The organism is Microcoleus sp. S13C4, assembly GCF_036700865.1.
In the GTDB taxonomy this organism is placed as follows: domain Bacteria; phylum Cyanobacteriota; class Cyanobacteriia; order Cyanobacteriales; family Microcoleaceae; genus Microcoleus.
Genome location: NZ_JAUBPS010000061.1, coordinates 25,303 through 36,639, shown reverse-complemented (window position 1 = coordinate 36,639; position 11,337 = coordinate 25,303). Strand labels below are relative to the sequence as shown.

At 46.5% G+C, this 11,337-nt stretch carries 10 protein-coding genes; 3 read left to right on the top strand and 7 right to left on the bottom strand.

The genetic code is table 11. The features are described from left to right. Nucleotides 1–124: 124 nt before the first annotated feature. From QT996_RS21975 to QT996_RS21965, 3 genes are all read right to left on the bottom strand, one after another. On the bottom strand, nt 125–1,804 hold the full coding sequence (locus QT996_RS21975) for an AarF/ABC1/UbiB kinase family protein (protein WP_333048911.1): 1,680 nt from the start codon (nt 1,802–1,804) through the stop codon (nt 125–127). Between the two features lie 442 nt (nt 1,805–2,246). Then, nucleotides 2,247–4,472 carry an ATP-binding protein gene (locus QT996_RS21970; RefSeq protein ID WP_333048903.1) on the bottom strand — a complete coding sequence of 742 codons (2,226 nt, stop codon included), beginning with the start codon at nt 4,470–4,472 and terminating at the stop codon, nt 2,247–2,249. A gap of 535 nt (nt 4,473–5,007) precedes the next feature. Then, a complete protein-coding gene (locus QT996_RS21965) occupies nt 5,008–5,883 on the bottom strand; it encodes a hypothetical protein (protein WP_333048902.1) in 876 nt (291 codons plus the stop codon). A 178-nt stretch (nt 5,884–6,061) separates the two neighbouring features. On the opposite strand from QT996_RS21965, the gene QT996_RS21960 reads away from it, so the two are divergent. Continuing rightward, nucleotides 6,062–6,610: a LeuD/DmdB family oxidoreductase small subunit gene (locus QT996_RS21960; protein WP_333042404.1), complete on the top strand. Its 549-nt coding sequence runs from the start codon at nt 6,062–6,064 to the stop codon at nt 6,608–6,610. Between the two features lie 97 nt (nt 6,611–6,707). Here the strand turns inward: QT996_RS21960 and QT996_RS21955 are convergent, their stop codons facing one another. Both QT996_RS21955 and QT996_RS21950 read right to left on the bottom strand, forming a co-directional pair. Next, nucleotides 6,708–7,130, bottom strand: a complete 423-nt coding sequence (locus QT996_RS21955; protein ID WP_333048900.1) for an NUDIX hydrolase — start codon at nt 7,128–7,130, stop codon at nt 6,708–6,710. A gap of 221 nt (nt 7,131–7,351) precedes the next feature. Continuing rightward, on the bottom strand, nt 7,352–7,777 hold the full coding sequence (locus QT996_RS21950; RefSeq protein ID WP_333048896.1) for a DNA-binding protein: 426 nt from the start codon (nt 7,775–7,777) through the stop codon (nt 7,352–7,354). A gap of 151 nt (nt 7,778–7,928) precedes the next feature. Here QT996_RS21950 and folD point away from each other — a divergent pair, with 151 nt between their 5' ends. Continuing rightward, nucleotides 7,929–8,798, top strand: a complete 870-nt coding sequence (gene folD / locus QT996_RS21945) for a bifunctional methylenetetrahydrofolate dehydrogenase/methenyltetrahydrofolate cyclohydrolase FolD (RefSeq protein ID WP_333048894.1) — start codon at nt 7,929–7,931, stop codon at nt 8,796–8,798. A gap of 92 nt (nt 8,799–8,890) precedes the next feature. Here folD and QT996_RS21940 read toward each other — a convergent pair whose 3' ends face one another. Beyond that, nucleotides 8,891–9,655 (bottom strand): methyltransferase domain-containing protein, encoded by a 765-nt coding sequence (locus tag QT996_RS21940; protein ID WP_333048892.1) that lies wholly within the window; start codon nt 9,653–9,655, stop codon nt 8,891–8,893. 54 nt (nt 9,656–9,709) lie between these two features. Further along, nucleotides 9,710–10,198, bottom strand: a complete 489-nt coding sequence (locus QT996_RS21935; RefSeq protein WP_333048890.1) for a GNAT family N-acetyltransferase — start codon at nt 10,196–10,198, stop codon at nt 9,710–9,712. Between the two features lie 111 nt (nt 10,199–10,309). Between QT996_RS21935 and QT996_RS21930 the strand changes: the two genes are divergently transcribed. Next, nucleotides 10,310–11,197, top strand: a complete 888-nt coding sequence (locus QT996_RS21930; protein WP_333048887.1) for a LysR family transcriptional regulator — start codon at nt 10,310–10,312, stop codon at nt 11,195–11,197. Nucleotides 11,198–11,337 lie beyond the last annotated feature (140 nt).

The following is an 11,337-nucleotide window of genomic DNA, read 5'->3' as shown; positions in this document are numbered from 1 at the left end:
CGACCCCATCTTTTTTTACCACAAAACGCCCCAAAGCTCTACAGGGAATGCTTTCGACGGGGTTGTCACCCCGTCAGGGGCTAAAGTCCTGACTACGATCGCAATTCCCAATTACCGAGTATATTTATCGCTCGACCATTCGATCGAGCTTTTCCTTAACCAACAAATCTAACAACGAGCGCAACACAAACAAGCCGCCGAATCCCGAAACCGCAAAAGCTGCGATCGCCCCCGTTTGATATCCGCCCACTAGCAGCACTGCACCCGACAAAAACACAAAACCGGTCAGACAAGCGAAAATTAGAGTTTTCAGGGCTAAATTAATGCGTTTCAAGGCTCTTTCGCTCTCGATATTTCGCACTCTAATTTGCAGTTCGCCCTCTTCTATTCGCTGCTCCAAACGCTTGATAAAAACTTGCGATTTGCTCGGCTGCCGTAACTTATAGGTAATAAAACTTCGGGCTTGCCTTGCCAATTCTCCGATCGCATTTCCCCGCCCCTTGCTCACTGCAATACTCTTGACAAAAGGCTGAGCGGATGCTATGAAATTGTACTCAGGGTCGAGAGTTCTAGCAATGCCGTCGAGAGTCGTCACCGACTTGATAATAAACATCATTTCTGCCGGCAAGCGAAACGGTTGCTGCTCGAACATGATATAAAGTTCGTTCTTAATTTCATTAAAAGCTTGAAAGTCGATCGGCTTATCAATAAACTTATCCAACAGAAAAGCAATCAGTCGGCGCACCGGCATCATATCCGGCATCGGCTCAACCAAGCCGATCGTAATTAAAGTATTGAGTACCTCGTCAGTATCCTTTCTCATCACAGCAAAAAAAGTCTTGACCATTTGGTCTTTAGCCAGAGACTTCACCTCAGCCATCATCCCAAAATCATAAAAAATTAAGCTACCATCTTCTGTCACCGCCAAATTTCCCGGATGCGGGTCAGCTTGAAAAAAACCGTCAATTAACAACTGTTTCAAATAACAGCAAATTCCGAGCTGATTGAGCTTCACAATATCCACTCCAATCGCCTCTAAACTAATGCGGTCGTCCACCTTAATGCCTGGTGCGTATTCTAGAGTGAGCACTTTTTTAGTCGTGTATTGCCAGTAGACTTTCGGGACAATAACTTGAGGATATTCTCGAAAATTATGGCTAAAACGATCGGAATTTTTACCTTCTTGCACGTAGTCAATTTCTTGATATAAAATCTTAAAAAACTCGTGATAAATAGATTCCAGGTCATATTTGCGCGTCCCAGGCAAATAGCGATCGCAAAAACGCATTACTTGGCGCACCGCCTTCACATCCAAGTCGAATAAACTTTCCAAACCCGGACGCTGCACCTTCACAATCACATCTTCCCCGGTGTGCAGCCTCGCTTTGTGCACCTGTCCCAGACTCGCAGCAGCGATCGGCGACGGGTCAAAATCGCGGTACAAAGCATAAATATCCTTGCCTAACTCTGATTCTACAAGAGCGATCGCTTCTTCCGAACTAAACTGAGGAACCCGATCCTGCAACTGTTCGAGTTCCTTCACATACTCAAGCGGCAGCAAATCCGCCCGAGTCGAGAGAGACTGCCCGATTTTAATAAAAGTCGGGCCTAAATTCAGCAAAGTATTGACCAACCAATGAGCGCGAATTCTTCTAGTATGAGGCGAATTATTTTGCAGCAGTCTATCCCACCACAAAAAAAACATAAACTTTCCCGCCGCTGCAAAAATGTCTATTTGTCGTGCCAGTGGCGAATATTTAGAACGTTGCCAACGCAGGGTTTTAGGTGCAGCTTTTGTGAGCATAATATTGGCGATCGAATTCCATGCACCGTGACAATTTTTATGGGACAATCTAGGACGCAGAAACCGGCTTGTAGGAAAAGACGGGTTGCAGGTCTTTGAAACAGTTAAAAAACTCAGTTTCTTTGGTCTATACTGCGTAATATCATCTCCGACTATACAATTATAATTAAGTTCCTAGTAAGTAATGCAAGTCCTGATTAATTCATCAATAGAGGACAGTCGTACTCACTACAAAAACGCGCTAATTACGAGCCAATAACCAGGCATAATATAAGTCATCGGGAAAATCAGCAATCGAGAACCGACAATTTATACGGCAACCAGACCAACAATTCAAAACAGAGGACTTGGTAGCGTTTACGACATTTCCCAATCTCCCTTTTTTGGCAAGTCTTCTCGTTGCGCCTGTTGGCTGCCAATTACCAGCAGCTTCTCAACCGAACTATTCTTCTACATTAGAGAGTTCCGCTGGAAATTGCGGCAGAGTCAGAGTAAAAGATGTGCGCCACAAATTGTCAGCTTCGGAACTTTCTGCCGGAGAGCTAGATACATCAATAGTACCATTCAAGTGCTGCACTAAAGACTTTACCAAAGCCAAACCCAAACCCGTACCGGCGATAGCTTGGTCAGTAATGCCAGCGCCACGGCGGAACTTGTCAAAGATGTGGGGCAAATCAGCAGCAGAAATGCCGCGCCCGAAATTAGAAATGCTCAGGACAATATAGCCGGCTGCCTCAGACGCCTCTAAAACTACCGCCGTTCCAAAAGCAGAGTATTTGCCAGCATTCGTCAGCAGTTCCAGCAGCACCCGATTGAGAATGTCCGGGTCGGTTTCCCAGGAAGGGCTCAACTTGGGCAAATCTAGCTTCAGAGTCAATTGCTTATCCGCCCACTCTTTTTCAAAATCCCCAGCTAAATCTTGAAATAAACGGTTGAGATCGATTTTGATTAGAGAAATCGGGAATTGCTGAAGCTCAAACTGCTTGAGGGCCAGCAAATCGCTAACCAGAGCAGTTTCCTTAGAACACTGCTGTTCTAGTATGTCGAGATACTTAGTCCGATTCGCTGACGGCAGTTCAGCTTGTTTGAGCATCAGAATCGCCAGCTTCATGATTGTTAAAGGGGTACGCAACTCGTGACTCAGAGTGCTGAGAAACTCGTCTTTAATCAGCTTCAATTTCCGCATTTGCTCTAGCTGATTGGCCGATTGTTCGTACAGTTTCCCCTGCACCTCTAGACTTTGCTGCAACTGAGAGGTTCTGTCCCAGACTACGGTTTGCAATTCCTTAACCGTCTGAGTTTGGATAATCATCTTGCTCGCTTGAGCGCTGACTGATTCGAGAACTTCTAATTCTTCCGGGCTCCAAACGCGCGGCTCGGAGTGCTGCAAAACCAAGAAACCCAAAACTGTTTCCTGGCAGCTACCGCCCGTGAGGGGAACTAGCAGCAGGCCGCGAATGCCTTGCAGTTTCAAAATTTCTGTGGCTGCTTCTTGTTCTTTGCCGATTAATGCGCCTGCGTCAGCGAGGGCTAGGGGTTTGGGTGCGCTGTGGAATGCTTGGTGGCACAAATTAGATTCTGACAGCCAAAAAGCGGGAGATTTATTTTGTTTTGAGTTGGGGATTCTAGATTTGGAATCAGCAGTTTTATCCTTGTTTTTTGTTTTGGATGTTGAGCTTTTTTTGGGAACCGCGCTTTGTGGTCTTGCCTGTTTGTTTAGATCTTTTTTTACAACAGATTCGCAAACTAATTCGACTTTCGCTTTGGGAGTTTGATTGGGGGAGCGAGTTGTAAATAGAGGATCTGTATATTTCAATAGCAGGATTTGGCCTCTCTCTACTTCCAGGGTATCGACGGTATTTTCAATAACTTGCTGCAATATTCGATCAACTTCTGAATTTGTGTCGATCGAGGCAGCCACTGACTTGAGTAGATTTTTGTATGTAGCTTGTCGCTGTAACTGTTCGTTTAAGCTGGCAATTTCTTGAGTTTTTTGAATGTGAGAAATCGCGCTGCCGATCGCGTCTGATGCTGCTTCAAGGCGCTGGAGGTCGGCTACCGACCACTCGTGAGGTTGCGACTTACCAACAATCATCATGCCATTTACAGCCCCTCCAAATCGCGCAGGCCCTGCCAGAATTGCCCGAAAAGGCAGCGCAGTCACAGGGGAATTGGGCGATGAAGCTGCCGGACTATCGAGATAGTCGGATATCGCCACTATCTCGCCGTCTGCTAGGACGTTTGCCCAAGCGGGATGTTCGAGTGATATGCTAGGCGGTTTTAATCTTGGGGTTTGGGGGTGTTCCGGTGTTTCAGTGGAATCCGCAACATCGGCAACATAGGGAAAATCCCTGCTATTTTGCCAGTAAGCATTCGGATGTACTACTTTTTGGTCAGCCACAGCAGTAACCAAACAGAAATCTGCCCCCCATGCAACCCCCAAAGTAGTGGCTATTTGTAGCAGCAGGATTTCTCCATCAAAGCTGGTCGCGAGAATTTGGCAAATTTGTCGCCCAAGAAGGGCAGGATCGACCTGGTGCTGCATAAGACGATCCAGAAATTTTTGGACTGATAGTGGTTCTGCGATTTGCGGTAAATGCAAAGTGCAAGACTCTGACGGCGATCGGTCGATCGGACTCAAGTCTTGATTTCCCTGGCGATCGATCATGGCAACCAAGCCTTTATTCTAAGATGTTTGAGCCGACTCCCGCTGCAACAACAAATATAGAACCTTTCCATAACTGTCGGCTTGACTGTTATAACTCTGCTTTCTGTGTTTGTGCAGCCGATCGGCGGGTCGCTCGATATGTAAAAATATACCCAGATCTGACAGATTTATATTTTCCTGTTTTCTACCCTTCGATCTGTACGAAATGAACTTTACCATCCTTTACCGAATGATAATCAATCCCATTCCCGCTAATTTTGACGGTTATTAGTAGTATGAAGCTTTTCTAGAGATCGCTTAGTGACACCCTTATCCTCACCCTGTGATGTTTCCTATTTAAGTTTGCCATCTTAACAAATTTTTATTGTGATACAAATCCGCCGATCGAATAATGCCGATCGCAAAAATTCAAAATCCCCAAATTATCACTCATAACATAGCTGATAGTTTCCGAGTTTTTACTCAAAAACTCATTTTTCACAACACCTAGAGCAGGGAGGCGAACTCTAGGGTTAAATTTATCCGACTTACCTGCTTACTTATTTTGTGCTTCCTGTTGGGCTTTATCGCTATTTTGGCGGTAAAGTGCCGTCCGGTTCTGAGCCATTGTGTAGCGGGGATGCTTGGAAGGCACGGCGGCCATCAAATCGGAAGCTTGCTGCCACTTAGCAGCTACGACTAACCAATCCTGGCGAGATTGAGCGGTTTTGCCCTGGGTGGCTGCTTGTTCGGCTACTCGCACTGCTTGGGCAAAAGAGTCAACAGCAGAATTAACAGTCTCCTTAGAAATTTTCAAAGCAGGTTTTGCCTCAGAGGAAGTGGCAGTGGCAACTGCTTGAGTGCTGGCTTGTGTGCTGTTTGCCACTTGGGAATTAAGTCCTTTGTGGATGGCGGCCGCTGCTGCAAGCAACAGCACGGTCAAGCTGATGCCGCCGACGATACCACGCTGAAATTGCCGCGGTTGCTGCATCGATCGAGGTATAGCGATTCTCGGCAAAGCCCGCTTGCCTCCCACAGCTTGGCGTTCGTGATGGGCGGTGGCTAAACGCTTGAACAAATTCGGCTTTCGGAGTTTAATTTCTTGAGACCACAACAGTTGATTCTCCGGATCGCGGCTAATTTCTTCGAGCCACAGCAGTTGGTGTTCTCGGACAAGCCGGCTGTTGATGTTGACTCGGCGAATATTGTGGGGCGAAATGCGTTCCAAAATTTCTCGGACTCGATCGACCAAACTAGACTCTTCGAGCAGTTGGGGCGTTGCAGCTTCGCACAGCAGTTGCAGCACCCCGTCTGCAAATACGGCTCGGGCTCTGACACTTACTTGTGCCAGTTCGTCGTTAAGGATTTGAATAATCGATGCAACCGAGCCCTCGCGAGCTTGTCGAGCAATGTCATCTATTGGATTGGTCATAAAACTATCTTGACGCTTAGCAATCTGTTAATTGTTAACCCAAAGTCTCGGATCTAATTTTTACTCATACAGGTTATCACTGACACTGCCAGGTTAAAATGAACAGATGCAAATCCTGCATACCGATCCACTTAAAATTATCACCACAGCATCGAGCGAGGCTAACAGGAAATAAACTATGGGTAAAGTAATTAGCGGTCAAATTTTTGTTGTAGACGACAACATCGATACAGATCAAATTATCCCGGCCGAATACCTGACCCTGGTTCCCTCGAAGCCGGATGAGTACGAGAAACTAGGCAGTTACGCGATGATTGGGTTGCCCGATCGCTACGGTAAGTTTATCGAATCCGGTGAACAGAAAACCCGGTATCCGATTATCATAGCGGGCGAAAATTTTGGCTGCGGTTCTTCGCGGGAGCACGCTCCCATCGCTCTGGGGGCCGCAGGCGTCACAGCAGTGGTGGCTTTGTCTTACGCACGCATTTTCTTTCGCAATTGCTCGGCTACTGGCGAATTGTACCCGATCGAATCAGTCGAGCGGCTCTGCGACTTGTTTGTAACAGGCCAAGAAGTGACGATCGACTTTACAGCAGAGGTAATTGTCAACCACACTCTCGATCGAACTTTCTCCCTCAAACCTTTAGGAGAAGTAGGCCCAGTCATTGATGCCGGAGGGTTGTTTGACTACGCGCGCCAAACGGGAATGATTGCGGCTCGCTCTTAACTTTTAAAACCCCTGCAATGTAGGGTGTACCACCGGGCGCACCTTACGAATATCTCCCTAATCAAACCCATGCAATGTAGAGTGCGCGGAAATTTTCTCAAATCGACTCCATAAAATTTAATAAAATACGCTGGTGAGCAATGCCCAAAGGCCGGACATCTCCTGACTGCTCAGAAAAGCATTTTCCCGCCCGAATCTGCTCCGGTGTCAACAACTTCATATCCCACCCCTCAAGCAGAACTAAATCCTTGACATCCGCACTAAGTTGTGCATGAAAAACGTGGCGAACGACATCTTTTTCGACATCACAACAGAAAAAAGAAACACTTGCAGGAGCATAGCCAATTTCCTCTGATAATTCCCGCACTACAGCAACTTCCGGCGTTTCCCCGGGTTCCAAGTGTCCGCCAAACAAAGCCCAATGTCCCGGATACCTGATATGAGGAATATCGTCCCGCAACTGACAGAGAAACTTGCCCTCTCGGTACAAAATTGCGATCGCAACGTGGATTTTAGTCATGTGTTAAAAAGAAAAGAGAAGGAAGAAATTGGTGTAGGAGCGGGTTCACCAACATCTGTAAAATTAACCAAAAATATAGGTAAATCCGCCCAGATAATAATATTATAGTTAATGAAATGTGAAGATAAATAAACAGCTCCCCATCGCCCAATCACAACTATAAACATTTGATTTTAATGAAATACATTTACTTATTGAAATAAATTAGCATCTTCGTATTTTTATTTATTACGCGCTGGAGTGCGCTTTAATTGTTCCATTTCCTCAACATAAACTTCACCTAAATCCTTTCCTGCCAAGTCCTTCAGAGTAATACTCTTATAGCGGACTTCTCCCTTCAGCAAAACTTCATCGCCAAGCTGGGGCAAAGCCTGGTTAGTTAAAATCCAAATACTGCCAGTACCATCCTCAAGTTGATAAGCCGCATTCCCCACAAACGGAGCGCGATTTTCCACCTTTCCCCGGAGATAAACTTCAGCATCCACTTGCCGCTTTTGTTGAACCTCGCCAATGCTAGCCACATTAAAACCAAGATTAAGTTGAGACAGAGGTAAATTGCCGCAACTGAAAAAACCGCTGGCGAGGATTAGCGACAAAGAGCCGGTGCAGAATCTTTGAACCCAAACTTGCTTAATTGCAGTAGTCATTGGTCAACTGATTTGAGATTTGAGATTTGAGATACGACTTACTTTAACAGAATCCAAAGAATCGATCGCAAGTAAGAAATTTCTCTAGTGTAGTCCTTGACGGGGATTAAGCTAAAATCTAAAATCGTCAGCCCCTAACCCAGAGTCTACAATGGATGCCAAAACTGCTCAAATACTAGATGGCAAAGCTTTAGCGACAAAGATTCAAAGCGAGCTGAGCGATCGAGTCCGCGCCCTACAAGCCCAAAAGGGGCGTCCTCCGGGACTTGCGGTGCTGATGGTAGGGGACAACCCGGCCAGCGCAGCATATGTTCGCAATAAAGAGCGAGCCTGCGCTAAAGTTGGCATAGCTTCCTTCGGCCAGCATTACCCCGCAAACGCTACTCAACCCGAACTAGAACTTGCAATTCGTGCACTCAACGAGGACGATCGAGTAGACGGCATTTTAGTGCAATTACCGCTACCAGAACACTTAGATGCAATTGCCCTGCTGTACCAGATTGATCCCGACAAAGATGCTGACGGACTTCACCCTGTAAATTTAGGCCGTCTCGTGCGTGGCGAGGAAGGTTTGCGGAGTTGTACTCCCGCCGGAGTGATGCGGTTATTGCAGGAATACCAGATTGATTTAAAAGGAAAAAATGCCGTTGTTTTGGGACGGAGTATTTTGGTAGGTAAACCGATGGCGCTGATGCTGTTAGAAGCCGATTGTACTGTTACGGTAGCTCATTCGCGATCGCAAAACCTAGAATCGATTACCAATCAAGCTGATATTCTAATAGCCGCAGTCGGCCGCACAGAAATGGTTACAGCTAATATGGTCAAACCCGGATCAGTAGTAATTGATGTCGGTATTAACCGCGTCGTCAATCCAGACGGTACGAGTCGTTTAGCTGGAGATGTGGATTTTAATGCTGTTAAAACAGTAGCCGAATTTATCACGGCGGTGCCGGGAGGAATCGGGCCAATGACTGTCGCTATGCTGTTGGAAAATACCGTTTCGACCTACAGTATTAAGTAGTAATTAGTCATTATAAATACACCTAACGTAGGGTGCATCCCTGTCGAAAATTCTGGTGAAAAATCGATCGAGTTTTCAGGAAGCGACGCACCCTACTGTTTGACAGCAACAACGCGAATTCGGTGGTAATCTGCACTCCAATTACCATCGCGGTACAGCGCCGATCGCAAACGTTCTTCAACTGCGTTAATTACGTGCGATCGCACATCATCAGACAACCCCGACAAAAACCCACCAGCAAACATCTCAATCCAATTTACCATACCCGCGCTGCCACCTTCGAGGGGAGTCGGTCGATCGAACAAAACCGCATAACCGACATCAAATCCCTGCTTTTCCAAAAGCCCAGCATACTCGCCAATACTCGGAAAATACCAAGGATTAAGCGCTTCAGGCTCCTGGCAGCCAATTTCTGACAAAACACTCAAAAGCGCCCGGACGATCGCCCCCACATTCCCCTTACCGCCAAACTCAGCCACAAAACGCCCTCCCGGCTTCAGCGCTTTTTCCACACAATTAATCACAGCATCCGGCTGTTTAATCCAGTGCAAAACCGCATTAGAAAACACAGCATCTAACGGCTCTTCTACTTGAAAATTCCTCGCGTCTGCGGCAGAAAAGTTAATGTGAGGATAGTTTACTTTTGCCGTGGAAATCATCGACAAAGATGAATCAATACCTTGCACAAAAGCACCACTTTGAGCAATCTTTTCCGTTAACTGTCCCGTACCGCAGCCCAAATCCAGAATTTGTTCACCAGCCTTCGGAGCGAGTAACTCCACAATTGATTCACCGTACTGCCAAACAAAAGCATGATTTTTCTCATAAAGCACTGAGTTCCAAAAATCTTGTGACATCTCTTCTCTCCTCTTCTCTTCGTGTCCTTCGCGCCTTCGCGGTTCGTTATTAAATTATTTGCCAGCAAGCAGACAAATTCCATCCCCATCAATACGGCAAACCCTAATATTTTGCAAAAGGCGCGCTCCCTGCTTGTGGTAAAAAGCAATTCCCGGCGCATTGCCAGTATTAACAGTCCATTCCATACGCCCGCAATTTGTTGACTCAGCAATTTGTGCCAAAGACTTTAACAGTGCTGTACCGACTCCCATACCGCGAAAATGAGATTGCACAAATAAATCATCAAGCCAAAGGCAAGGCTGCGCCAAAAGACTTGAATAGGAAGCATAAAACATCGCAAACCCTACCGCTGTGTCGGCAACTTCCGCCAACAATACTCGCACTAGGGGAGACTCGACAAATAGTGTTTGCTTCAATTTGTCTGCTGTTGCTTCTAAAAGATGTGGAACTCCATCGACTTCTGATTTTTGCGAAATGAAAGCAAGAATTAGTTCCAAATCAGCCAGCTCTGCTTCTCTAATTTTGATATCCAAATTAGCCATTTTTGAATTCTCACTCTCGACTATTAATCACTGTATTAAATGCCATCATAAATGTCCAATATATGTTTAACTAACTATTTATACTTTTAAAATATCAATGATTGGGGAGCTATGGAACTTCGGCATTTGCGTTATTTCATTGCAGTTGCAGAGGAATTGAATTTCACTCGCGCAGCCGAAAAACTGCATATTGCCCAACCTCCGCTGAGCCAACAAATCCAGCATTTAGAGGCAGAGTTGGGGTTTCAACTGTTTCGCCGCACCAAGCGGACGGTGCATTTAACGGCTGCGGGACAGGTTTTTTTCGAGGAAGCCGGGAAAATTCTGCAGCAAGTCGATCGAGCAATTCAACTCGGCCGACAGACAAGTCGGGGCGAACTCGGCCAACTGACGATCGGCTTTGTGAGTTCTGCAGCACACAACGTGGTTCCAGCGATTTTGCAAGCCTTTCGCACTCGGTGTCCCGCCGTCACGCTGGAACTGCACGAACTGACGACAAACGAACAGTTGCAGCGGCTGCGGTTCGGGCAAATTGATATCGGCTTCGTGCGCCCTCCGGTTGAGGAAGAGGGGATAAATTCTGAAATCGTTTTTCGAGAACCGCTGATCGTCGCACTTCCACAAACGCATCATTTGGCCGATCGCACGAAGGTGGAATTACGCGAACTCTCTACCGAACCGTTCATTTTATTTCCGCGTTCCCAGGCTCCGGGATTGTACGATGCGATCGTCAGTCTTTGTCAGCAAGCAGGTTTTAGCCCTCGCGCGGCTCAAGAAGCAATTCAAATGCAAACCATTGTGAGTCTGGTAGCCGCCGAGATGGGAGTGGCGATCGTCCCGGCGTCGATGCAAAATTTCCAGCGCAGCGGGGTTGTTTACAAATCTTTGCCAGAATCAACCTGCATTGTGGCGATCGCTCTAATTTGGCGCAGCGATCCAACGGCAGCGGTGCAGCGGTTTTTGGAAGTTGTCAGACAAATCAGCGGATTTGATATTTGAGATTGTAAATTTTAGATTGACTGGTAATTTGACAAAGTTATTAAAACTCAAAGATTTTCTGTGCAACAACACCCGTAGAATGATTAATTGATGCTCGGAGTTCGAGCAACTACCGCCGTAAAAGTCGGCACGATGCGACC